23 protein-coding genes are annotated in these 21,439 nt (G+C 72.1%); 8 read left to right on the forward strand and 15 right to left on the reverse strand.

Going from position 1 to position 21,439, the window contains the following annotated elements; genetic code table 11:
- Positions 1–53: 53 nt before the first annotated feature.
- The 7 genes from dmpG to OG490_RS09715 form a co-directional block, all read right to left on the reverse strand.
- Positions 54–1,088 carry a 4-hydroxy-2-oxovalerate aldolase gene (dmpG, locus tag OG490_RS09685; RefSeq protein WP_330295871.1) on the reverse strand — a complete coding sequence of 345 codons (1,035 nt, stop codon included), beginning with the start codon at positions 1,086–1,088 and terminating at the stop codon, positions 54–56.
- The gene (locus OG490_RS09690; protein ID WP_330295872.1) at positions 1,085–2,011 is read right to left on the reverse strand and encodes an acetaldehyde dehydrogenase (acetylating); all 927 of its coding nucleotides are present in this window, start codon (positions 2,009–2,011) and stop codon (positions 1,085–1,087) included. The genes dmpG and OG490_RS09690 overlap by 4 nt, the downstream gene beginning before the upstream one ends.
- 9 nt (positions 2,012–2,020) lie before the next feature.
- Complete coding sequence (locus OG490_RS09695; protein ID WP_330295873.1) at positions 2,021–2,806, reverse strand: 2-keto-4-pentenoate hydratase; 786 nt, start codon at positions 2,804–2,806, stop codon at positions 2,021–2,023.
- Positions 2,807–2,961: 155 nt separating this feature from the next.
- Positions 2,962–3,621: a DUF4360 domain-containing protein gene (locus tag OG490_RS09700; RefSeq protein WP_443065776.1), complete on the reverse strand. Its 660-nt coding sequence runs from the start codon at positions 3,619–3,621 to the stop codon at positions 2,962–2,964.
- Positions 3,622–3,656: 35 nt separating this feature from the next.
- A complete protein-coding gene (locus tag OG490_RS09705; RefSeq protein WP_330295874.1) occupies positions 3,657–4,304 on the reverse strand; it encodes a DUF4360 domain-containing protein in 648 nt (215 codons plus the stop codon).
- A 256-nt stretch (positions 4,305–4,560) separates the two neighbouring features.
- On the reverse strand, positions 4,561–5,487 hold the full coding sequence (locus OG490_RS09710; protein ID WP_330295875.1) for an SDR family oxidoreductase: 927 nt from the start codon (positions 5,485–5,487) through the stop codon (positions 4,561–4,563).
- Position 5,488: 1 nt separating this feature from the next.
- Complete coding sequence (locus OG490_RS09715; protein ID WP_330295876.1) at positions 5,489–6,265, reverse strand: SDR family oxidoreductase; 777 nt, start codon at positions 6,263–6,265, stop codon at positions 5,489–5,491.
- A 56-nt stretch (positions 6,266–6,321) separates the two neighbouring features.
- Between OG490_RS09715 and OG490_RS09720 the strand changes: the two genes are divergently transcribed.
- Genes OG490_RS09720 through OG490_RS09740 form a run of 5 tightly spaced genes read left to right on the forward strand, consistent with a single transcriptional unit; the run spans position 6,322 to position 10,847 of the window.
- Positions 6,322–7,131 (forward strand): enoyl-CoA hydratase family protein, encoded by an 810-nt coding sequence (locus OG490_RS09720; protein ID WP_330295877.1) that lies wholly within the window; start codon positions 6,322–6,324, stop codon positions 7,129–7,131.
- Positions 7,128–7,979, forward strand: coding sequence for a CoA transferase subunit A (locus OG490_RS09725; RefSeq protein WP_330295878.1), 852 nt, complete (start codon positions 7,128–7,130; stop codon positions 7,977–7,979). Before OG490_RS09720 ends, OG490_RS09725 begins: the two co-directional genes overlap by 4 nt.
- Positions 7,976–8,731, forward strand: a complete 756-nt coding sequence (locus tag OG490_RS09730; RefSeq protein WP_330295879.1) for a CoA-transferase subunit beta — start codon at positions 7,976–7,978, stop codon at positions 8,729–8,731. The genes OG490_RS09725 and OG490_RS09730 overlap by 4 nt, the downstream gene beginning before the upstream one ends.
- A 22-nt stretch (positions 8,732–8,753) precedes the next feature.
- Entirely contained in the window at positions 8,754–9,860 is a 1,107-nt protein-coding gene (locus OG490_RS09735) for an NAD(P)H-dependent flavin oxidoreductase (RefSeq protein WP_330295880.1), read from the forward strand.
- A 57-nt stretch (positions 9,861–9,917) separates the two neighbouring features.
- The gene (locus OG490_RS09740) at positions 9,918–10,847 is read left to right on the forward strand and encodes a tyrosine-protein phosphatase (protein ID WP_330295881.1); all 930 of its coding nucleotides are present in this window, start codon (positions 9,918–9,920) and stop codon (positions 10,845–10,847) included.
- Positions 10,848–10,923: 76 nt separating this feature from the next.
- Here the strand turns inward: OG490_RS09740 and OG490_RS09745 are convergent, their stop codons facing one another.
- The 4 genes from OG490_RS09745 to OG490_RS09760 all read right to left on the reverse strand — a co-directional run bounded on the left by OG490_RS09745 (position 10,924) and on the right by OG490_RS09760 (position 15,566).
- Positions 10,924–12,600, reverse strand: a complete 1,677-nt coding sequence (locus OG490_RS09745; RefSeq protein WP_330295882.1) for a DEAD/DEAH box helicase — start codon at positions 12,598–12,600, stop codon at positions 10,924–10,926.
- 119 nt (positions 12,601–12,719) lie between these two features.
- Positions 12,720–12,923: a cold-shock protein gene (locus OG490_RS09750; protein ID WP_112447913.1), complete on the reverse strand. Its 204-nt coding sequence runs from the start codon at positions 12,921–12,923 to the stop codon at positions 12,720–12,722.
- 127 nt (positions 12,924–13,050) lie between these two features.
- Positions 13,051–14,256: a sensor histidine kinase gene (locus tag OG490_RS09755; RefSeq protein ID WP_330295883.1), complete on the reverse strand. Its 1,206-nt coding sequence runs from the start codon at positions 14,254–14,256 to the stop codon at positions 13,051–13,053.
- Positions 14,257–14,411: 155 nt separating this feature from the next.
- Complete coding sequence (locus tag OG490_RS09760; protein WP_330295884.1) at positions 14,412–15,566, reverse strand: peptidoglycan DD-metalloendopeptidase family protein; 1,155 nt, start codon at positions 15,564–15,566, stop codon at positions 14,412–14,414.
- A gap of 230 nt (positions 15,567–15,796) precedes the next feature.
- On the opposite strand from OG490_RS09760, the gene OG490_RS09765 reads away from it, so the two are divergent.
- The 3 genes from OG490_RS09765 (at position 15,797) to OG490_RS09775 (ending at position 17,733) form a co-directional block, all read left to right on the forward strand.
- On the forward strand, positions 15,797–16,450 hold the full coding sequence (locus OG490_RS09765; protein WP_330295885.1) for a response regulator transcription factor: 654 nt from the start codon (positions 15,797–15,799) through the stop codon (positions 16,448–16,450).
- Positions 16,451–16,524: 74 nt separating this feature from the next.
- Positions 16,525–17,292 (forward strand): class I SAM-dependent methyltransferase, encoded by a 768-nt coding sequence (locus tag OG490_RS09770; RefSeq protein ID WP_330295886.1) that lies wholly within the window; start codon positions 16,525–16,527, stop codon positions 17,290–17,292.
- A 54-nt stretch (positions 17,293–17,346) separates the two neighbouring features.
- Positions 17,347–17,733, forward strand: coding sequence for a DUF2568 domain-containing protein (locus tag OG490_RS09775; protein WP_330295887.1), 387 nt, complete (start codon positions 17,347–17,349; stop codon positions 17,731–17,733).
- A gap of 262 nt (positions 17,734–17,995) precedes the next feature.
- On the opposite strand, the gene OG490_RS09780 is transcribed toward OG490_RS09775, so the two are convergent.
- The 4 genes from OG490_RS09780 to OG490_RS09795 form a co-directional block, all read right to left on the reverse strand.
- Positions 17,996–18,196 carry a hypothetical protein gene (locus OG490_RS09780; protein ID WP_330295888.1) on the reverse strand — a complete coding sequence of 67 codons (201 nt, stop codon included), beginning with the start codon at positions 18,194–18,196 and terminating at the stop codon, positions 17,996–17,998.
- A gap of 183 nt (positions 18,197–18,379) precedes the next feature.
- A complete protein-coding gene (locus OG490_RS09785) occupies positions 18,380–19,354 on the reverse strand; it encodes an acyl-CoA dehydrogenase family protein (RefSeq protein WP_330295889.1) in 975 nt (324 codons plus the stop codon).
- Entirely contained in the window at positions 19,354–20,499 is a 1,146-nt protein-coding gene (locus OG490_RS09790) for an acyl-CoA dehydrogenase family protein (RefSeq protein WP_330295890.1), read from the reverse strand. Before OG490_RS09790 ends, OG490_RS09785 begins: the two co-directional genes overlap by 1 nt.
- A complete protein-coding gene (locus OG490_RS09795; protein WP_330295891.1) occupies positions 20,499–21,401 on the reverse strand; it encodes an enoyl-CoA hydratase in 903 nt (300 codons plus the stop codon). Before OG490_RS09795 ends, OG490_RS09790 begins: the two co-directional genes overlap by 1 nt.
- Between the last annotated feature and the right edge of the window lie 38 nt (positions 21,402–21,439).

Below are 21,439 nucleotides of genomic sequence, written 5' to 3' on the forward strand. Positions count from 1 at the left end.
CGGCGGGGCTGGATTTGGCTGGGGTGGATTTGGCTGGGCTGGAGGTGACCGGGCTACGCGCCCTGGCGCTCGGCAGCCAATTCGACGGCGATGTCGATGAGCTGGTCCTCCTGGCCGCCGACGAGGCGGCGTTCGCCCGCGCGCAGCAGGATCTGCGCGCCGGGGACCCCGTAGCGCTCGGCCTGCCGGTAGGCGTGCTTGAGGAAGCTGGAGTAGACGCCGGCGTGGCCCATGAGGAGGGCCATCCGGTCGAGCCTGCACTCTTCGTCCATGACGGGGCGGACCACGTCCTCGGCGGCGTCGATGATCTTCAGTACGTCGATGCCGGTGCGGATGCCCATCTTCTGGCAGACGGCCGCGAAGGCCTCGACGGGCGTGTTGCCCGCGCCCGCGCCGAGGCGGCGGGTCGAGCCGTCGATCTGCAGGGCCCCGGCGCGGACGGCGGCGACGGAGTTGCCCACGCCCAGTCCGAGGTTCTCGTGGCCGTGGAAGCCGACCTGGGCGTCGGGGCCGAGTTCGGCGACCAGCGCCGCCACCCGGTCGGTGACCTCGTCCATGACCATGGCGCCGGCGGAGTCGACGACGTACACGCACTGGCAGCCGGCGTCGGCCATGATGCGGGCCTGCCGGGCGAGGTTCTCGGGGGTGGTGGAGTGGGCCATCATCAGGAATCCGACGGTTTCCAGGCCCATGTCGCGGGCGAGCCCGAAGTGCTGGACGGAGATGTCGGCTTCGGTGCAGTGGGTGGCGATCCGGCAGATCGCGCCGCCGTTGCCGTGCGCGGCGCGGATGTCGTCCTTCACGCCGAGGCCGGGCAGCATCAGGAAGGCGATCTTCGCGTTCCCGGCGGTTTCGGCGGCGATCTTGATGAGTTCCTGCTCGGGGGTCTTCGAGAAGCCGTAGTTGAAGGAGGACCCGCCGAGTCCGTCCCCGTGGGTGACCTCGATGACGGGGACCCCGGCGCCGTCGAGGGCGGTCACGACCGAGCGCACGTCCTCGCCCGTGAACTGGTGGCGTTTGGCGTGCGAACCGTCGCGCAGGGAGGAGTCGGTGATCCGGATGTCGAGGGTGTCGGAATAGGCGTTCACTTCATCATCCCCTTGGCGAACTCCTCGCCGACCTTGGTGGCGGCGGCGGTCATGATGTCGAGGTTTCCGGCGTAGGGCGGCAGGTAGTCGCCGGCGCCCTCCACCTCCAGGAAGATCGCGACCCGGGCCATCCCGCCGCTCAGCGGGGAGGGATCGTCGAACTGCGGCTCGGTGCGCAGCCGGTAGCCGGGCACGTACGAGGCCACGTCCTCGGCGATCTGCTTGACGGAGGCGGCGATGGCCTCGCGGTCGGCGTCGGCCGGGATCGCGCAGAAGACGGTGTCGCGCATGATGACGGGCGGTTCCGCGGGGTTGAGGATGATGATGGCCTTGCCGCGGGCGGCGCCGCCGATCTCCTCGATGCCCCGGGAGGTGGTGCGGGTGAACTCGTCGATGTTGGCGCGGGTGCCGGGGCCGGCCGAGACGGAGGCCACCGAGGCCACGATCTCGGCGTAGGCGACGGGGACCACGCGCGAGACGGCGTACACCATGGGGATGGTGGCCTGGCCGCCGCAGGTGATCATGTTGACGTTGTCGCGGTCGAGGTGGGCGGTCAGGTTCGCGGGCGGTACGACGGCGGGGCCGACGGCGGCCGGTGTCAGGTCGACCGCCCTGATCCCCCGCTCCGCGTAGCGCGGGGCGTTGGCCCGGTGCACGGAGGCGGAGGTGGCCTCGAAGACCAGGTCGGGCAGCTCGTCCCGGGCGAACAGCCAGTCGACGCCCTCGTGGGAGGCGTCGAGCCCGGCCCGGCGGGCGCGGGCGAGGCCCTCGCTGTCGGGGTCCACGCCGATCATCCAGCGGGGCTCGATGTACGGGGAGCGCATCAGCTTGTAGAGCAGGTCGGTTCCGATGTTCCCGGAGCCGACGATGGCGGCGGTCGCCTTCTTGGCCGTGTTCTTGACCGTGTTCTTGATCGTGATCACCTCGGGGGTTCAGCAGAAGGAGAGGGACACCGGGCCGAGCCCGGTGAACTCGGCGGTGTAGGTCCGACCGGCGGTCACGTCCACGGCGCGGGTGCAGGACCCGGGCAGGATCAAGTGGCCCTTGCGCAGCGGCACTCCGAAGCGGGCGACGGTCCGCGCCAGCCAGGCCACGGACTCGGCGGGATCCCCGAGCACGGCGTCGCCGCGCCCGCTGGCGAGGAGGTCGGGGCCGCTGGTGAGGGTGGCTTCGACGGCCTTCAGGTCCACCTGACGCGGATCGATCCCCTCCCCGATGACGTATCCGGCGGAGGAGGCGTTGTCGGCGATGGTGTCGGCGATGGAGATCCGCCAGTCGGCGATCCGGCTGTCGATGAGCTCGATGGCCGGTACGACCCGTTCGGTCGCGGCGAGCACGTCGGCCGCGGTGCAGCCCTCGCCGGGCAGGTCGGCGCCGAGCACGAAGCCGATCTCGACCTCCACGCGGGGCGCGCAGTAGGCGTGCGCCGGGACCGGGGTGTCCTCGCGCAGTTCCATCGCGTCGAGCAGGTGCCCGTAGTCGGGTTCGTCCACGCCCATCATGGCCTGCATGACGGGGGACGACAGCCCGACCTTGTGCCCGGTGATGCGGGCGCCCTCGGCCTGCACGCGGTGGCGGATGTTGAGGAGCTGGATCTCGTACGCGTCCTGCGTGCCGATCCCCTCGAACAGCTCGGTCAGCGGCCGTATGGGGGCCCGACGCGCCTCGGCCCCGCGCAGTGCTTCGGCGGCCTCGCGCCGGCGCCGGTCGTTGAGCATGGGGTCCTCCCGGCTGCGGTGGTGTGTGGTGCCGCAGACGGTAGGCGGGGCCCGGGCGGGGGCGGGAGGGGGTGTTCCCGCTGAGCGGGAAAGGGGGGGCGGGGCTGGTCGCACGTCGGCCCCGCCCCGGTGTATCGGCCGCTACGTATCGGCCGTTACGGCTTGTGCGCCGGGCAGGTCTGCCAGGCGAGGTGGTAGAGGGTGTTCACGCTGGCGTCGGTGGAGTCCATGGCCATGAAGTTGAGGGCCTGGGGGCCGGAGGTGCCGGCGCCCACCCGCAGTTCGGTGTTGATGTTGAAGTTGCGCTGCTCGCCGCAGGGGGCCCAGACGAGGTCGGCGTATTCGGTCTTGTCGGTCGACTGCCAGTTGTCGTCGACGGGGCCGTTGAACTGGTGGGTGCGCTGGGCGGTCTGGGACATCCCCTGGAAGTAGTAGTTCGCACGCTCCTGCCCCCACGCGCCGCGCTGGAGGCTGGCGAAGCCCCGGTAGTCGGCCTGGACGATCGCGTAGGTGAAGCCGTTCGGGACGTGGACGCGCAGGTTGAGCTGGCAGTTCTTGCGGAAGGCGGTGGGCGGGGCGCCGGCGCCGACCTGGGCGAGGTACTCGCTGTAGGTGACCGTGAAGGCCGTGTTGTCGGGGGAGACGGCGATGGCGGCGGTGCCCTCGCGGCAGCCGGAGCCGTTGACCGTGGCGAGTTCGATCACGATCTTGTCGGGCGGGACGGTGATGGCGGCCGCCTGGGCGGGGGCCCCGGTGGCGATCAGGGCGGCGGCCGCGCCGCCGACGAACAGGGTGCGGGACAGGGAATGCGACATCGTTGTCACTCCTTCTGCGTACGCGCTGTCGGCGGTCAGGCGGTGGCGGGACACTCCTTCCATTCGAAGTGGTAGACGGTGCTGACGCTGCCGTCCGTGGAGTCCATGCTCATGAAGCTGAGCGCCTGGGGGTTCGACGAGCCCGCGAGGACGCGCAGTTCGGTGTTGACGTTGAGGTTGCGCACCTCTCCGCAGGGGGCGAAGACCAGGTCCTGGTATGCGGTCTCGTCGCTCGCCTGCCAGTTGTCGGCGTAGGCGCCGTTGAACTGGTGGACGGTACGGGCGGTCTGCCCGGCGCCCTGGAAGTAGTAGCCGGCCCGCTGCTGGCCGAAGGCGCCGCGCTGGAGGCTGGCGAAGCCGCGGTAGTCGGCGCGGGCGATGGCGTACGTGTACCCCTGGGGCACGTGGACGCGCAGGGCCAGTTGGCAGTTCTTGCGGAACTCGGTGCCGCCGGAGCCGGCTCCGGCCTGGGCGAGGTAGTCGCTGTAGGTGACGGTGAAGGCGGTGTTGTCGGAGGCGGCCGCCACCTGTGTGGTCCCGGCGGGGCAGCCGGAGCCGTTGGCCCCGACCACCTCCACGGTGATCCGGCCGGGCGGCGCGGAGGGGGTGTCGGCGTGAGCGGGGGCGGCCAGGGCCACCAGGGTGAGGGAGGCGGCCCCGAGGGCCGCTCTGCGCAGGGGCATGTCCGGATGCTCCGTCCGTCGCGGGAAATGCCGAATTCGGCATGGACATGCCACCACGGGCGCACGGGCCGGGTAAGGACGCGATACGGACAACACCCCCGCCCCCGCACGGCCTGGCCGGAACCCACGAGTCCGAATCGGCGGCCGGCCCGCCCCCAGCAGCCCGCCTCCCCCCGCCCCGCCGGCCGACCGGCCTCCCCGGGCCCCCAGGATGTCCGGAACCCGGGCGGACCCGGCAGGATCCGGAAGAGACGGCCTACCGCGCCCCGTACACCGGCTGCGGGGGCTCCGATTCCGACAGCAGCTTCGCCGCCGTCTCCCCCGCCGCGGCCGGGGTCCAGCGGGCCCCGCAGTCGGCCGTGGGGCCCGGGCGCCAGCCCTCCATCACCGTGATGCGGCCGCCCTCCGCTTCGAAGACCCGGCCCGTGACCCCGGCCGAGGCGTCGGAGCCGAGCCACACCACCAGCGGGGACACGTTCTCGGGGGCCATCGCGTCGAAGTCCCCTTCCCCGGGGGCGGCCATGGTCTCCGCGAAGGCCTGCTCCGTCATCCGGGTCCGGGCGGCCGGGGCGATCGCGTTGACCTGGACCCCGTACCGGCCCATCTCCGCCGCCGAGACGAGGGTCAGGCCGAGGATCCCCGCCTTGGCCGCGCTGTAGTTGCCCTGCCCGACCGAGCCCAGCAGCCCGGCCCCCGAGGAGGTGTTGACCACCCGGGCGGCCACCTGGCGGCCCTCCTTGGCCTCTGCCCGCCAGTACGCGGCCGCGTACTTGAGGGGGAGGAAGTGGCCCTTCAGATGGACCCGCATCACCGCGTCCCAGTCGTCCTCGTCCAGGTTCACGAGCATCCGGTCGCGCAGGAACCCCGCGTTGTTGACGAGGGTGTCCAGCCGCCCGAAGGCCGAGACGGCCGTCTCGATCAGGGAGGAGGCTCCTTCCGAGGTGGCGATGTCCCCGCCGTGCGCGACCGCTTCCCCGCCCATCGCCCGGATCTCCTCGACCACTTGGACCGCCGGGCTGTCCGCCCCGGGCAGTCCGTCCAGGCCGACGCCCAGGTCGTTCACCACGACCCGGGCCCCCTCGGCGGCGAAGGCCAGCGCGTGGGCCCGGCCCAGCCCCCGCCCGGCGCCCGTCACGATGACCACACGGCCTTCGGCCAGCCTGTCGGCGCGTCCCAGTCCCATGTCAGCTCTCCTCGTTCTTGCTCTTGTTCGCGGTTGCCGCATCCAAAAACGCCGGGCGCTCGCCGCCCCCGTGCACGAGCAGGCTCGCCCCGCTCACGTACCCCGCCCGGTCGGAGGCCAGGAACACGGCCGCCTCCCCCACGTCCGAGGGTTCGGCCAGGCGTCCCAGCGGGACGGTCGCGCCGACCGCCGCGATGCCCGCCTCGTCTCCGTAGTGCAGGTGCGCGAGTTCGGTGCGCACCATGCCCAGGACCAGCGAGTTGACCCGTACCTCGGGGGCCCATTCGACGGCCATCGAGCGGGCCAGGTTCTCCAGGCCGGCCTTCGCGGCCCCGTAGGCCGCCGTACCCGGCGAGGGCCGGGTCCCGCTGACGCTGCCGATCATCACCACCGAGCCCCGCGACCGGCGCAGCCACGGGTACGCGGCCAGCGAGGCGGTCATCGGGGCGGTCAGGTTCAGCTCCAGCACCCTCGCGTGGCGCTCCGCCTCGCCCTCGCCGAGCAGTCGGTACGGGGTCCCGCCGGCGTTGTTGACCAGGCAGTCGAGGCGTCCGTGGCGCTCGGCTACCGATGCGAAGAACTCCTGCACCGCGGCCGGATCGCGCAGGTCCAGGGGGGCGAACACCGCTTCGCGGCCGCCGTGCGCCACCGGTTCGTCCGGCGGCCGCCGTGCGCAGACGAGGACGTGGGCCCCCGCCGCGAGGAACGACCGCGCGATCCCGGCGCCGACGCCCCGGGTTCCGCCGGTGACGACCACAACCCTCCCGTTGAGCTCCATCGGCTGCTACCTTCCTCACCTAACAAATGTTTGGTGGAAAGGTAGCTGATCCGCTCATGGGTGTCTCCACCTCAAGCCCCGACAAGGGCATCGCACTCGTCACAGTCGACTTCCCGCCCGTCAACGCACTGCCCGTGCAGGGCTGGTACGACCTCGCCGACGCCCTGCGCGCGGCCGGCCGCGACCCGGAGGTCCGGTGCGTCGTCCTCGCCGCCGAGGGCCGCGGCTTCAACGCCGGCGTCGACATCAAGGAGATGCAGCGCGACACCGGCCACGCCTCGCTCATCGGCGCCAACCGGGGCTGCTACGAGGCCTTCGCCGCCGTGTACGAGTGCGAGGTCCCGATCGTGGCCGCCGTGAACGGCTTCTGCCTCGGCGGCGGGATCGGCCTGGTCGGCAACGCCGACGCCATCGTGGCCTCCGAGGACGCGACCTTCGGACTGCCGGAGCTGGACCGGGGCGCCCTCGGGGCCGCGACCCACCTGGCCCGGCTCGTCCCGCAGCACCTGATGCGCACCCTCTACTACACCTCGCGCACCGCGACCGCCGCCGAACTGCACGCGCACGGCTCGGTGTGGAAGGTGGTGCCGCGCGAAGAGCTGCGGGCCGCCGCCCTGGAGCTGGCCGCCGAGATCGCGAAGAAGGACGGCTACCTCATCCGGCTGGCCAAGGCCGCCATCAACGGCATCGACCCCGTGGACGTGCGCCGCAGCTACCGCTTCGAGCAGGGCTTCACCTTCGAGGCCAACCTCAGCGGGGTCGCCGACCGGGTCCGCGACACCTTCGGCAGCACGGCCACGGACACGAACACGAAGACGGACGCGAAGACGGACCCGAAGACGGACGCAAAGGCGGAATCCGCATGACCGACAAGACCATGAGCCCCGACGAGGTGGTCGGGCGGCTCCGCAGCGGGATGACCATCGGGATCGGCGGCTGGGGCTCGCGGCGCAAGCCCATGGCCCTGGTGCGCGCACTGCTCCGCTCCGAGATCACCGATCTCACCGTGGTCTCGTACGGCGGCCCCGACGTCGGGCTGCTCGCCGCCGCCGGGAAGATCGGCAAGCTCGTGGCCCCCTTCGCGACCCTCGACTCGATCCCGCTGGAGCCGCACTTCCGGGCCGCCCGCGAACGGGCCGCCTTCCCCCTCACCGAGCTCGACGAGGCCATGTTCATGTGGGGCCTGCACGCAGCCGCCAACCGGCTGCCCTTCCTCCCCGTCCGCGCCGCCCTCGGCTCCGACGTCATGCGCGTCAACCCCGAGCTGCGGACGGTCACCTCGCCCTACGCCGACGGCGAGGAGTTCGTCGCCGTCCCCGCCCTGCGCATGGACGCGGCCCTGGTCCACCTCAACCGCGCCGACCGCCTCGGCAACGCCCAGTACCTGGGACCGGACCCGTACTTCGACGACCTCTTCTGCGAGGCCGCGGACGCCGCGTACGTCTCCTGCGAGCAGATCGTCGAGACCGCGGAGCTCTCCAAGGCCGGGCCCCCGCAGTCCCTCCTCGTCAGCCGCCACTCGGTCACCGGGGTCGTGGAGACCCCGAACGGCGCGCACTTCACCTCCTGCGCCCCCGACTACGACCGCGACGAGGCCTTCCAGAAGCTGTACGCGACCACCCCCTGGCCCGAGTTCGCCGAGCGCTTCCTCTCCGGCGACAGCGAGCACGCCTACCAGTCCGCCGTCCAGGCCTGGCACGAGGAGCAGAAGTGAGCACGGAGACCACCGCGGCCGCGACGGCGACCGTCAGCCGTTCGGAGTACTGCGTGATCGCCTGCGCCGAGGCCTGGCGGGACAACGGCGAGGTGCTGGCCAGCCCCATGGGCCTGGTGCCGTCCTTCGGTGCCCGCCTCGCGAAGCGGACCTTCTCCCCGGACCTCCTGCTCACCGACGGCGAAGCCATGCTCGTCGGGCTCGACGGCACGGCCGAGGGCTGGCTCCCGTACCGCCGCCACCTCACCATGGTCACGGGCGGGCGGCGCCACGTGATGATGGGCGCCAGCCAGATCGACCGGTTCGGCAACCAGAACATCTCCTGCATCGGCGACTGGGAGCGGCCGGCCCGCCAGCTCCTCGGGGTGCGCGGTGCTCCGGTGAACACCCTGAACAACCCGGTGAGCTACTGGATCCCCAAGCACTCCACCCGGGTGTTCGTCGAGCGCGTCGACATGGTGAGCGGGGTGGGCTACGACCGCGCGGAGGCGGCCGGGGTGACCCGCTACCACCGGCTCCCGCGGGTGGTCAGCGATCTCGGCGTCTTCGACTTCGGCGGCCCGGACCACTCGATGCGGATGGTCTCGGTGCATCCGGGCGTCACGGTGGAGCAGGTCCGGGCCGCGACCGGCTTCGAGCTCTCCATCGACCGCGAGGTCCCGTACACCCGGGAGCCGACCCCGGACGAGCTGCGGCTGATCCGCGAGGTCATCGACCCCAAGGGCCTGCGCGACCGCGAAGTACGGGTCTGATCCGATGGGGGCGACGCAGCCGATGGAAACGGCATTCACCAAGCTGGTCGGGGTCGAGCACCCGATCGTGCAGACGGGCATGGGCTGGGTGGCGGGCCCGCGCCTGGTGTCGGGGGCGGCCAATGCGGGCGCCCTCGGGATCCTGGCCTCGGCGACGATGACGCTGGAGCAGCTGCGGGCCGCGGTCCACGAGGTCAAGTCCCGTACGGACGCCCCCTTCGGGGTCAATCTGCGGGCGGACGCCGGGGACGCGGCCGAACGGGCCCGGCTGATCATCGACGAGGGCGTCCGGGTGGCTTCCTTCGCGCTCGCCCCGTCCAAGGAGCTGATCTCCCGGCTCAAGGACGCGGGCGTGGTCGTGATCCCTTCCATCGGGGCCCGCCGGCACGCCGAGAAGGTCGCGGCGTGGGGCGCGGACGCGGTGATCGTGCAGGGCGGCGAGGGCGGCGGGCACACCGGTGACGTGGCCACGACCGTGCTGCTGCCGCAGGTCGTGGACGCGGTGGACATCCCGGTGATCGCGGCGGGCGGTTTCAGCGACGGCCGCGGGCTGGTCGCCGCACTGTCCTACGGGGCCGCCGGCATCGCCATGGGCACCCGGTTCCTGCTGACCTCCGACTCCACCGTCCCGGACGCGGTCAAGGCCGAGTACCTGAAGGCGGGGGTCAGGGACATCACCGTCACCACGGCCGTCGACGGCCTGCCGCACCGGATGCTCCGCAGCGAGCTGGTCGCGTCCCTGGAGCGGTCGGGCCGTACGAGGGCGCTGGCCAAGGCCGTGCTCCACGCGGCCGGCTTCAAGAAGCTGTCGGGCCTGACCTGGTCGCAGATGGTCCGCGACGGCCTCGCGATGAAACACGGCAAGGACCTGTCGTGGAGCCAGGTGCTGCTCGCCGCCAACACCCCCATGCTCCTCAAGGCGTCCATGGTCGAGGGCCGTACGGACCTCGGTGTCATGGCATCGGGCCAGGTCGCGGGCGTGATCGACGACCTTCCGTCCTGTGCGGAGCTCGTCGACCGCGTCATGGCCGAGGCACACGCCGTGCTGGAACGTCTGCACGGCTACGACTCCCCCCACTCCCCCAGCTCCCCCCACGCAGTGCCCCCGCACGAAGTCCCCCCGCACTAGCTCGGCACCCTGCCACCACCAGGGTGATTCCCTTCTCCGTTACAGGAGTTGCCCCAGATGAGCCGTGCCCGAATCCGCCTGGCGACCGCGGTGTTCGCTTCCGCCCTCGCCATCGGGACTCTGCCCGCCGCCGCGTACGCCGCGCCGGTGAACGGCGCCTCCGCCGCCTCGCGTCATCACGCGCTGTCGGCGGAAACGATTCGCCAGATCCCCCTCCAAGGCGCGGTCAACGTCCGCGACCTCGGCGGCTACTCCACCTACACCGGTGGTCAGGTCCGCCAGGGACTGGTCTACCGCTCCGACGCACTCTCCAAGCTGACCGCCTCCGACGTCACCACCGTCTCCGGTCTCGGCCTCACGAAGGTCGTCGATTTCCGCATCCCGATGGAGGTCCAGTACGACGGCGCCGACAAGCTGCCCGCCGGACTGGTCTCCACCTCCCGCTCGGTCAGCGACCTCGGTCTGTACGGGACCCTGGTCAGCGCGATAGGCAGCGGCGACCCCGTCAAGCAGGAGCAGATGCTCGGCGGCGGTCGCGCCGAGTCGTACATGCGCGACATCTACCGCACGTTCGTGACCAACCCCGACAGCCGGGCGCAGTTCGCGACCACCCTCCGCGAGATCGCCGACGGCAACCAGGGCCCGATGCTGTACCACTGCTCCTCGGGCAAGGACCGGACGGGCTGGATGAGCTACGTCCTGCTGCGCGCGCTGGCCGTCCCACAGGACGCCGCCGGGCGCGACTACCTGGCCTCGAACACCTTCCGCGCGGCCTACGACGCCCAGGTGCGGGCCGGCCTCAAGCAGTCCGGCCGGATGCAGAACCCCGATCTGCTGATCCCGCTCCAGGAGGTCCGCCAGGACTACCTGGACTCGGCGACCACGCAGATGGAGGCCGACTACGGCAGCTTCTACGGGTACCTCACCCAGGGCCTCGGCCTGGACGTGAAGACCCTGGCGAAGCTCCAGGCCAAGATGGTCCGCTAGCCACCGGACACAGCACTGCGCCGGGCAGCACTTCCGTGCCGCCCGGCGCAGTGGTTCCTACGTGTGTCGTTGCCGATCAGGCGGAACGGCGACGGGCCTGGCCCGCGCCACCCACCCGGCTGCGGGCCGAAGCGGCGGCGGCGCCGCCGGAGGGGGCACCTCCGGTACGCCGGCCGCGCTCGCCGGAGCCGCCGGCAGCGGCGCCCTGGCCACCCTGGCCGCGACGGGCCTGGCCGGACCCGGAGGCCGGAGCCTGGCCGGAGGCGCCACCGCCACCGGAGCGACGGCCGCGGCCGCCGCCCGCCGGAGCGGCGCCCGTGCCGGAGCCCGTACGCGCACCACCGGAGCGGCGGCGCGAGCCGGAGCCCTCGCCGCCGGCGCGCTGGCGCGGCGGAGTGGCCTGCGGCACGTCCAGCACCACGGGGATGCCCGAGGGCTCCTTGGCGCCGGTGATCCGGGCCAGCTCCTCGTCGGAGGACTTGATCTGCGCGGTGCGCGGGGAGATCCCGGCGTCCGACATCAGGCGGGTCATGTCGCGCTTCTGGTCCGGCAGGACCAGGGTGACGACGCTGCCGGACTCGCCGGCACGGGCGGTACGGCCACCGCGGTGCAGGTAGTCCTTGTGGTCGACCGGCGGGTCCACGTTGACGACCAGGTCGAGGTCGTCGATGTGGATGCCGCGCGCGGCCACGTTGGTGGCGACCAGCGCGGTGACCTCGCCCGTCTTGAACCAGTCGAGGGTGCGGTTGCGCTGCGGCTGCGAGCGGCCGCCGTGCAGGCCGGAGGCGCGGACGCCGTCCGCGAGGAGCTTCTTGACCATGCGGTCGACTCCGCGCTTGGTGTCGACGAACATGATCACCCGGCCGTCGCGAGCGGCTATACGCGTGGCCACGGCCTTCTTGTCGGTCTCGTCCATGACGTACAGGACGTGGTGCTCCATCGTGCTGACCGCACCGGCGGACGGGTCGACGGAGAAGGCGACCGGGTCGTGCAGGAACATCTTGACGAGCTTGTCGATGTTCTTGTCGAGGGTCGCCGAGAACAGCATGGTCTGGCCCTCGGGCTCGACCTGCTTGAGCAGGGCGGTGACCTGCGGCATGAAGCCCATGTCGGTCATCTGGTCGGCCTCGTCGAGGACCGTGATGGAGACCTGCGAGAGGTCGGCGTCACCGCGGTCGATGAGGTCCTTCAGGCGGCCGGGGGTGGCGACGAGCACCTCGGAGCCGCGGCGCAGGGCGCCGGACTGCCGGTTGATCGACATGCCGCCGACGACGGTCGCGATCCGCAGGTTGACGGCCGTGGCGTACGGGGCCAGGGCGTCGGTGACCTGCTGCGCGAGCTCACGGGTGGGTACGAGGACCAGCGCGAGCGGCTGCTTCGGCTGCGCGCGGCGGCCCGCGGTGCGGGCCAGCAGCGCCAGGCCGAAGGCCAGCGTCTTGCCGGAGCCGGTACGGCCGCGGCCGAGCAGGTCACGGCCGACCAGCGAGTTCGGAATCGTCGCGGCCTGGATCGGGAACGGCTCGGTGACGCCCTGGGCTGCGAGGGTCTTCAGCAGCGCCTCGGGCATGTCCATGTCCCCGAAGGACTCCACCGGCGGGAGGGCCGGGGTCAGCGGTTCGGGCATGGTGAATTCTTGGGGCCTGGCTACGGGGGCGGACTTCTGCCGTCCCGCGCCAGCCTTCGGACGTCCCTGAGCCGCACCTCGACCCCGGGTGGGGCGGCGGCTGGGTCGTGCGGAGCTGGAGCTGGTCATGCGAGAAAGCCCTCCTGAAACCGGCAGGTACTGCACAAAGACACTGCAAACAAAGGTCGAAACAGCAGACAAGCCGGGGCCCGCACCTTCACGGCGCGGACCCCGGCATGCTGAAGGAATTAGGCGGGGAGGATGTTCTCCGCCTGGGGGCCCTTCTGGCCCTGGGTGACGTCGAAGGACACGCGCTGGCCCTCGTTGAGCTCACGGAAGCCCTGGGTGGCGATGTTCGAGTAGTGGGCGAAGACGTCCGGGCCGCCACCGTCCTGCTCGATGAAGCCGAAGCCCTTTTCCGAGTTGAACCACTTCACGGTGCCAAGTGCCATTTTTGAATCTCCTGAATAGGCGGCAAAGGGCCCCATCCGGAGATTCCGGCAAAACAATAAAAGCGCCTGTCGGAGCATTCCCGTCAGGCGCACATAAAGTTCATGGGTACCACAACTGCAACGAGCTCTAAGCTAGCACACGTCTGTCGGGGAGTGTCGCGGCGAGCATGTGACCTCCGTCCTGCGTGTCCCCCGTACGGAGTCTTCCGCCCACCTCCGCGAGGGCCGCCCGGAGCCCCGGAATCCCCATCCCGCCTGAGTCGAGGACGATCCGCTCCCCCTCCGGAGCGGTGTTCACGACGTCGAGGCGGACCTCCCCGTCCTCCGCAAAAAGATTCATCCGAACGGCGGAGCCGGGGGCGTACTTCGCCGCGTTGGTGAGCCCCTCGCGGGCGATCCGCAGCAGGAGGCGCCCGTCGGCCGCCGGGAACTCGCCCAGGCCGGGCTGGGTGCGGTGGGTGATCTCCATGCCCGTGGCCCGCATGTTCCGGGCCAGCGAGCCCAGGAACCGGCCGACGTCCACGGGCGAGGTGTACGCGCGGCGCCCGGCGGGATCGTTCAGCATGTCCAGCACCTCCCTGACCTCGGCCATCGCGGCCCGGGCCGATTCCTCCACGGCCGCGGCGCCCTCCCGGACCCGGGGGTCGGCCCCGGCGTCCAGGCGCAGGGCCGCGGCCTGCATCGTGAGGGCGGTGAGCCGGTGGCCCAGACCGTCGTGGGTGCGCTGGGCCAAACGGGTGCGTTCCTGTACGACGGCCAGGTCGGCCGCCTGGTCCACGGCGGCGTGGGCCTGGCGGGCCCGTTCGCGCAGCGCGGACATGACCGCGCGGTTGCGGCGCACGGTCTCCCCGTACAGGGCGGGCACGACGATGCTGCCGAGGACGAAGGAGGCCGGGTCGCGGCCCGCGTACCCGAGGGGCAGGAAGAGGTCGCGCGTGCCCGCGTAGAAGAGGCCCATCAGCAGGATCCCGCCCCAGCGGTGGGTGCTGCCGTACGCGGCCAGGGCGTAGGCGCCGAAGACCAGGGGGCCCCGGTCGTCGGAGACCAGGGTGGCGAAGGTGGCTGCGAGGGCCGGCACCCAGGCGTGGGAGCGGCGCCAGAGGAGGGTGACGGCGGCGAGCAGGCCGGCGGCGAGGCTGAGCGGGTAGTTGGTGACGAGGCCGAAGCGGTGGACGTCCTCGAGGTTGATGGCGGTCAGCAGTGCGCAGAGGGCGGCGAGCCACATGTCGGTGCGGCGGGCCCGTACCGGGTCGGGCGCTCCGGAGCCCTCACCCGTCAAGGTGCGCAGCCCGCGTTCCAGGAGTTGTCCGGCGCGACCGGGCACAGCCTGCATGAATCCCCCACCCCCATAGGCATAAATGCGCACAGAGCACATGAAAACGTCCCCCCAGGTTGCCCGCCTTCCGCCGAAGGGGCATCCCGGGGGGACGCGTTGAGGGGTGGTGCGGCCCTCCCGTCAGGAGGAGGGCCGCAGATTCGGTGGCGTGCTCAGACCGAGACGCCGAGGCCGTTCAGCCAGGTCACCGGGTTGATGTCGGCGCCGTAGCTGTTGCTGGAGCGGACCTCGAAGTGCAGGTGCGGTCCGGTGGAGTTGCCGGTGCTGCCGGAGAGGCCTATCTGCTCGCCGGCGGAGACGCGCTCGCCTTCGGAGGCGGAGGCCGAGGACAGGTGGGCGGAGAGGGTGTAGCGGCCGTCGTCGTGCTGGATGACGACGGCGTTGCCGTACGCGCCCTGCCAGCCGGAGGAGACCACGGTGCCGGCCGCGGCGGCCTTGACCGGGGTGCCGGTGCCGACGGCGAAGTCGATGCCGGTGTGGTAGCCGGCGGCCCAGCCGCCGGCCTGGTGGTAGCGCGCGGAGACGGAGGCACCGGAGACGGGCAGGACGCCCTCGGCGCTGCTGCTTGCGCTGCTGGAGCTGCTGGAGCCGTCCTCGCTGTCGGAGGCCTCCGAGGAGTCGGAGGAGTCCGAGGACTGCGACGCGGCGGGGGTGCTGCTGCCGGAGTCGGAGCCGGATCCTGAGCCCGAGCCGTACGCGAGGTTCTGGCCCGGCAGGATCATGTCCGGGTCGGAGCCGATGACCGAGCGGTTGTCGGAGTACAGCTTCTGCCAGCCGACACCGAGTTCGGAGCCGATGGAGCCGAGGGTGTCGCCGCTGACGACGGTGTAGGTGCCGTCGCCCCGGCCGGAGTTCTCGGCGGCCGGTGCGGACTGCTCGGCCGGCGCCTCGGCGTTCTTCTCCTCGGTGGAGGACTCGTGGGCGGCTGACTCGGCGGCGGACTCGGGGGCCGGGCCGCCGCGCTGGAGGCCGGCGAGCTTGCCGCAGGAGGGCCAGGCGCCGGGGCCCTGGGTGGCGAGGACCTTCTCGGCTACGGCGATCTGCTGCGCCTTGGTGGCCTGGTTGGCCTGCGGGGCGTACTGCGTGCCGCCGAACTCCGCCCAGGTGCTGGAGGTGAACTGGAGGCCACCGTAGAAGCCGTTCCCGGTGCTGATGCTCCAGTCACCGCTGGATTCGCACTGTGCGACCTCGTCCCACGTGCCGACCGACGCGGCGGACGCGGGCATTGCCACGAGGCCCACGGCGGCGGGGGCGGCGAGACCGGCGACAACGAGACCGGCGAAGGTACGAGCAGAGGGGAAAGACATGCGGAGTTCCTGACTTCGGGGACATGTACGGAGGCCGGGTGGAGCGGGTGGAGCGGTGGTGCGTTCGGCCTCGGTAACCACCGTCCGGGAAGACGGTGGGTCCCCGAAGTCCCCTAAAGAGGACAAGGGAGGACGCAAAAGGGGACTGGGAGGGGAGAGTTACGGGGGCTTAGGTCCCGATATGCCGGTAATGTCCGCAATAAGACGGGGCTTCAGGGGAGGTGGGTCACATGGCGATCCGGGTGATGGTGGTCGACGACCAGAGCCTCATACGGTCGGGGCTGGTCACCCTGCTCTCGAGCGCGCCCGACATGGAGGTGGTCGCGGAGGCCGCCGACGGGGCCGAGGCGGTGCCGCTGGCGCGCACCCACCGGCCGGACGTGGTGCTGATGGACCTGGTCATGCCGAAGGTCGACGGCTTCGAGGCCACCTTGCAGCTGCTGCGGCTGCCGGACCCGCCGCGCGTCCTCGTACTCACCGGCTACACGGCGGACGACCTGGTCCTGGACGCGCTGCGGGCCGGGGCCGCCGGGTTCCTGCTCAAGGACCTGCGGCCGGAGGAGCTCTTCGCCGGCATCCGCACGGTCGCGGCGGGCGGCAGCGCACTGGCCCCCGGGGTGATGCGGGCGCTGCTGGAACGGGCGGACACCCGCGTCGAGACCCCCGACCACGCGGAGCAGCTCTCCACCCTCTCCCCCGGCGAACGCGACGTCCTCGCGCTGGTCGGGGAGGGCCGGACGAACCTGCAGATAGCCGAGGCCCTGCACCTGTCCCCGGCGAGCGTGAAGACGTACGTGTCGCGGATCCTGACGCAGCTGGACCTCACGAACCGGACCCAGGCCGCGATCCTGGCCTACGAGGCGGGGCTGGTCCGCGCGGCGTAGCCGCCGCCTCCGGCTCCTGCGCGATATCGGTACAAGGTCTGGTCCGCCCGGGCGTGATCGAAAACAATGGCGCCATGACGACGACTCCCCGCTCCCGGGCGCGGTCCTTCGACACCGCCGCCGCCCTCTACGGCCGGCACCGGCCCGGCTACCCCGAGGCGCTCTACGACGCGGTCGAGGAGCTCGCCGGGCGCCGGTTCGCGGGGGCACGGGTGGCGGACGTGGGGGCGGGGACCGGGATCGGGACGGCGCCGATGCGCGCCCGGGGGGCCGAGGTCGTGGCCGTGGAGCCCGGGGACGGGATGGCGGCCGAGTTCCGGCGCACGCACCCGGACATTCCGATCGTGCGCGGGGACGGCGACCGGCTGCCGCTGGTCAGCGGCGGGTTCGACTTCCTCACCTACGCCCAGGCCTGGCACTGGACCGATCCGGCGCTGGCGGTGCCCGAGGCCCGACGCGTGCTGGCACCCGGGGGCGCGCTCGCGATCTGGTGGAACGACCTGGACGAGTCGGTCGGCTGGGTCGCCGAGCAGGGCGAGCGGATCCGCACCTTCTTCGAAGCGGTCGGCCCGCACAGCCTGAACGGCGGCAGCCCGGTCTCGTTCCGCACCCTCCCCCAGGGCCTCGGCTCCGGTTTCACCACCCGGACCGTCTCCTGGTCCCGGCGGATCCCGCTGGACGCCCATCTGGCGAACCTCTCCAGCCACTCCGCTTTCCTGCTGCTGGGCGAGGCCGGCACCCGTGAGTTCCTCGACGCCGAGCGGGCGCGGCTGGATCCGGTCTTCCCGGACGCGGTGGTGGAGGAGCCCTACGTGGTGAGCGTCAGCGTGGCCGTCATCTGAGACACCGCCGTACGGAGTGGACCCTTCCGCCCTCTTCCCGAGAGGTTGTTCGCCATGCCGACGTCTTCGCCTTCTTCTCCCCCGCTGCCGCCCGCCCTGCGGGCGTTCTTCCTCGCCAACGAGGGGCTCGCCTTCTTCCTGGAGCTCGCGGCCCTCGGCGCTCTCGCCTGGTGGGGTTTCACCCGTGACATCGGGCGGGTGGGCTCCATAGCCCTGGCGGTGGCCGCGCCGCTCGCCGCGGCCGTGCTCTGGGGGCTCTTCGCCGCGCCGAAGGCCCGTTACGCCGTCCCGCTCGCCGCGCAGCTCGGGGTGAAGGTGCTGGTGTTCGGCGCCGCTGCCCTCGCGCTCCTGGCGCTCGGGCAGCGGTCGCTCTCCTTGTGGTTCACGGTGGTCGTGGTCGTGAACACCGTGCTCGCCACCTACTACCGGACCCGCCACTGACGGGCCGCCGCCGTGCCGGTTCCGATTGGTGTCTAAAGGAGCTGGTCGTAGCCGTTCCAGCCCCACCAGAGGTCACCGCCGCCGTCGCGGGCGAGGAGATCCGGGTTGCCGTCGTTGTTGAGGTCGCCCTCGCCGGTGAGGGCGTTGTACGTGTTCCATCCGGCTCCCAGGCGTACTCGGTCGGCCAGGGGGTTTGAGCCGGGGATGCCGCGGTAGTACCGGAGAACGCCGTCGGCGTCCCGGGCGACGAGGTCGCCGACAGTCAGGTTCTCCCCGGAGGGGTGCAGTCCCCGGGCTGCTGGGCCCAGAAGTGCATCCCGGCGGGCAGCCCGGCTCCGTCTCCGGCCTGGCCGGTGAGGGGCTTGGTGGCAAACGCGTAGACGAGGTAGCCGTCGGCGGTACCCGACACCGTGTCGGGGCGGACCGCGAAATCGGTCTCGCCCCGACGGTGAAACGGCGGCATGACGCCGCGGCAGAAGACTCGTGGCGCATCGGCACACGTCCGGCCGGCCCGAAGGCCCCGGCCAGTGGCGCGGGATGATCACGAGTTGGCCGAGTGCAGCCACCGGGGACGGGGCGGCGTCAGGCAGGGCAGGGCGGGCGGGAACGCGGGTTCCCGCCTGCCCCTGACCGGTCGGCCCCGGCGCTACCCGCCCAGCACCGCCGCCCGGCATTGCGAGGGGCTCCCCCAGGCGTCGCGCAGCGGGCGGGCCTTGCGGAGCCACAGCGAGAGGTCGAGCTCCTCGGTGTAGCCCACGGCGCCGTGGAGTTGGAGGGCAGTCATGGCGGCCGCGTACGCCGCTTCGCCGGCGGTCAGCTTCGCCGCCGCGACCTCCTCGGGTGCCAGGGACAGCGCGGCCGCCCAGAGCAGCGGGCGGGCGAATTCCAGGCCGAGGAGGGTGTCGGCGAGCCGGTGTTTCACCGCCTGGAAGCCGCCGATCGGGGTGCCGAACTGGGTGCGCTGCTTCGCGTAGTCCACGGTGCGGGCCAGGAGTGCCTCGCCGACTCCGAGGCACTGGGCGGCGGTGAGCAGCCGGGCCCAGTGCCCGGCATGGCGCGCAGCTGTCAGGACCGCGGGGCCGGAGGCCAGGAGTTCGCCGCCGTCCTCGGGGAGCGAGAGGCGGCGGGAGGGGTCGGTGGAGGTGCGGGGCGGGGCGGTGGCGGTGGTGAGGCGGAGCTCGCCGGCCGGAGACACCGTGAAGAGGTGTGTGGCGGCGTCCGCGTCGAGGGCGTACGGGCTGCCGCCGGGCAGGGTCAGGGTGGCCGAGGTCTCCCCGGCCACGAGCCCGGGGAGGAACCGCTTGGCCAGGGTGTGGTCGCCGAGGTGTGTCAGGAGGGCGCAGGCGGCCGCCGTCTCCACCACCGGGCCGGGTACGGCGGCCCGGCCGAGCTCGACGAAGCCGAGGGCCATCTCCAGCGGCAGCAGGCCCATGCCGTCGTGGGCCTCGTCGGCGGCGAGGGCGAACAGGCCGGTTCCGGCGAGCCGGGTCCGCAGGGTCAGCCCGGGGGTGTGGTCCGCGGCGCCCCAGGCCCGTACCGCCGCCGGGACCTCGGCGGCCGCGAGGAGGTCGCGCAGCGTGCGGGCGAAGTCCGACTGCTCTTCGGTCGGCAGGAAGCGCATCAGCGGCGGCCCTTCGGGAGGCCGAGCAGCCGCTCGGCGATGATGTCGCGCTGGATCTCGTTGGTCCCGGCGTAGATGGGGCCGGCCAGCGAGAAGATCCACGGCTCGGCCCAGGCGCCGTCGGCGAGTTCGGCGTCGGGGCCGAGGAGGTCGAGGGCGGTTTCGTGCAGGGCGATGTCGTACTGGGACCAGAACACCTTGTTGAGGCTGGACTCGGCGCCGATGGTCTCGCCCGCGGCGAAGCGGGAGGCGTTGGTCCAGGTGAACAGCTGGTAGGCGCGCGCTCCGACCACGGCGTCCGCGACCCGGTCGCGCACTGCGGTGTCGGCCGGGTCCCCGTCGCTGCGCCACAGTTCTACGAGGCGGTCGGCGGCGGCGAGGAACCGGCCGGGGGCGCGCAGGGTGAGCCCGCGCTCGTTGCCGGTGGTGGACATGGCGATGCGCCAGCCCTGGCCGGGCTCGCCGATGACGTCCGCGTCGGGCACGAAGACCTCGTCGAGGAAGAGTTCCGCGAAGGCGGGCTTGCCGTCGAGGCGGCCGATGGGCCGCACGGTGACCCCGGGGGCGTGCAGGTCGAACATCAGGTACGTGAGTCCCTGGTGCGGTTTCGGGGCGTCCGGGTCGGTGCGGAAGATGCCGAAGGCGCGGTCGGCGAAGGCGGCCCGGGAGGACCAGGTCTTCTGCCCGGACAGCAGCCAGCCGCCTTCGGTGCGCACGGCCCGGGACTTCAGGGAGGCGAGGTCGGAGCCGGATTCGGGCTCGGACCAGGCCTGGGCCCAGATCACCTCGCCGCTGGCCATGGAGGGCAGGACGCGGGCGCGCTGCTCGTCGGTGGCGTGGTCGAAGAGGGTGGGGGCGAGGAGGTTGATGCCGTTCTGGGAGACCCGGCCGGGCGTGCCGGCGGCCCAGTACTCCTCCTCGAAGACCAGCCACCGCTCGATGTCCACGCCCCGGCCGCCGTACTCCTCGGGCCAGGAGACCACCGACCAGCGGTGTGCGTGCAGGAGGGCTTCCCAGGCGCGGTGTGCGGCGAAGCCCTCCTCGGTCTCCAGGGAGGGGAGGGGGTCGGCCGGTACGTGGGCGGCCAGCCAGGTGCGGGCCTCGGCCCGGAAGGCCTCCACGTCCGCCGCATGGTTGAGGTCCATCAGGTGTTCGCCTCCTTCACGGCAGCGGTCTTCAGAGCAGCGGTCTTCAGAGCAGCGGTCTTCACGGCAGCGGTCTTCATGGCGGCGATGTTCATGCCGCCGAGCGAGTCCGCCGCCGTCTCGGCGTTGTGGGCGTGTGCGAGGTGGTGCAGGCCGAAGACGGAGTCCATGCCGGTGTGCAGGCCCTGGAGGTCCTCGGCCTGGTTGACGGCCCGTTTGGTCAGGGCCAGTCCGAAGCCGGGCATCTCGGCGATCCGCAGGGCGAGGCGGTCGGTCTCGGCGGCCAGCTCGGCGCGTGCGACGACGCGGTTGACCATGCCGATCTCGTGGGCCCGGCGGGCGGGCATCCGGTCGCCGGTGTAGAGGAATTCCTTGGCGATGCGCGGGGGCATGGCCCAGGGGTGGGCGAAGTATTCGACGCCGGGGATGCCCATGCGTACGACGGGGTCCGCGAAGAAGGCGTCCTCGCTGGCCACGATGAGGTCGCAGACCCAGGCGAGCATGAGCCCGCCGGCCACGCAGGCCCCGTGGACGGAGGCGATGACGGGCTTGGGCAGCTCGCGCCAGCGGCGGCACATGCCGAGGTAGACCTCGGATTCGCGGGCGAAGCGGGATTCGGCGCCGGAGCGCTGGGAGTGGTCCCACCAGAGGCCGGCCCGCCGTTCGAAGGGCAGGTGCGCGTCGCGTTCGGGGGTGCCGATGTCGTGGCCCGCGGAGAAGTGCTCGCCGGCCCCGGCCAGGACGATCACCTTCACCTCGGGGTCGTCGGCGGCGCGGTAGAAGGCGTCGTCGAGGGCGTACGTCATCGCGCTGTTCTGCGCGTTGCGGTAGCGGGGGCGGTTCATGGTCACGTACGCGACCGGGCCGCGGCGCTCGTAGAGCACGGGGGTGACGTCGGGCATCCCAGCATCCTTCCCTAACAAGTGTTTGGTAGGTTAAC

The organism is Streptomyces sp. NBC_00503, from assembly GCF_036346895.1.
Lineage (GTDB): Bacteria > Actinomycetota > Actinomycetes > Streptomycetales > Streptomycetaceae > Streptomyces.

Coding starts and splice junctions, on each gene's coding strand:
- OG490_RS09695 (WP_330295873.1), bottom strand. CDS start 2,806: ATGCTCAACGACCGGCGCCGGCGCGAGGCCGCCGAAGCACTGCGCGGG.
- OG490_RS09700 (WP_443065776.1), bottom strand. CDS start 3,621: ATGTCGCATTCCCTGTCCCGCACCCTGTTCGTCGGCGGCGCGGCCGCC.
- OG490_RS09705 (WP_330295874.1), bottom strand. CDS start 4,304: ATGCCCCTGCGCAGAGCGGCCCTCGGGGCCGCCTCCCTCACCCTGGTG.
- OG490_RS09710 (WP_330295875.1), bottom strand. CDS start 5,487: ATGGGACTGGGACGCGCCGACAGGCTGGCCGAAGGCCGTGTGGTCATC.
- OG490_RS09715 (WP_330295876.1), bottom strand. CDS start 6,265: ATGGAGCTCAACGGGAGGGTTGTGGTCGTCACCGGCGGAACCCGGGGC.
- OG490_RS09720 (WP_330295877.1), top strand. CDS start 6,322: ATGGGTGTCTCCACCTCAAGCCCCGACAAGGGCATCGCACTCGTCACA.
- OG490_RS09725 (WP_330295878.1), top strand. CDS start 7,128: ATGACCGACAAGACCATGAGCCCCGACGAGGTGGTCGGGCGGCTCCGC.
- OG490_RS09735 (WP_330295880.1), top strand. CDS start 8,754: ATGGAAACGGCATTCACCAAGCTGGTCGGGGTCGAGCACCCGATCGTG.
- OG490_RS09740 (WP_330295881.1), top strand. CDS start 9,918: ATGAGCCGTGCCCGAATCCGCCTGGCGACCGCGGTGTTCGCTTCCGCC.
- OG490_RS09745 (WP_330295882.1), bottom strand. CDS start 12,600: ATGACCAGCTCCAGCTCCGCACGACCCAGCCGCCGCCCCACCCGGGGT.
- OG490_RS09750 (WP_112447913.1), bottom strand. CDS start 12,923: ATGGCACTTGGCACCGTGAAGTGGTTCAACTCGGAAAAGGGCTTCGGC.
- OG490_RS09755 (WP_330295883.1), bottom strand. CDS start 14,256: ATGCAGGCTGTGCCCGGTCGCGCCGGACAACTCCTGGAACGCGGGCTG.
- OG490_RS09760 (WP_330295884.1), bottom strand. CDS start 15,566: ATGTCTTTCCCCTCTGCTCGTACCTTCGCCGGTCTCGTTGTCGCCGGT.
- OG490_RS09765 (WP_330295885.1), top strand. CDS start 15,797: ATGGCGATCCGGGTGATGGTGGTCGACGACCAGAGCCTCATACGGTCG.
- OG490_RS09770 (WP_330295886.1), top strand. CDS start 16,525: ATGACGACGACTCCCCGCTCCCGGGCGCGGTCCTTCGACACCGCCGCC.
- OG490_RS09775 (WP_330295887.1), top strand. CDS start 17,347: ATGCCGACGTCTTCGCCTTCTTCTCCCCCGCTGCCGCCCGCCCTGCGG.
- OG490_RS09780 (WP_330295888.1), bottom strand. CDS start 18,196: ATGCCGCCGTTTCACCGTCGGGGCGAGACCGATTTCGCGGTCCGCCCC.
- OG490_RS09785 (WP_330295889.1), bottom strand. CDS start 19,354: ATGCGCTTCCTGCCGACCGAAGAGCAGTCGGACTTCGCCCGCACGCTG.
- OG490_RS09790 (WP_330295890.1), bottom strand. CDS start 20,499: ATGGACCTCAACCATGCGGCGGACGTGGAGGCCTTCCGGGCCGAGGCC.
- OG490_RS09795 (WP_330295891.1), bottom strand. CDS start 21,401: ATGCCCGACGTCACCCCCGTGCTCTACGAGCGCCGCGGCCCGGTCGCG.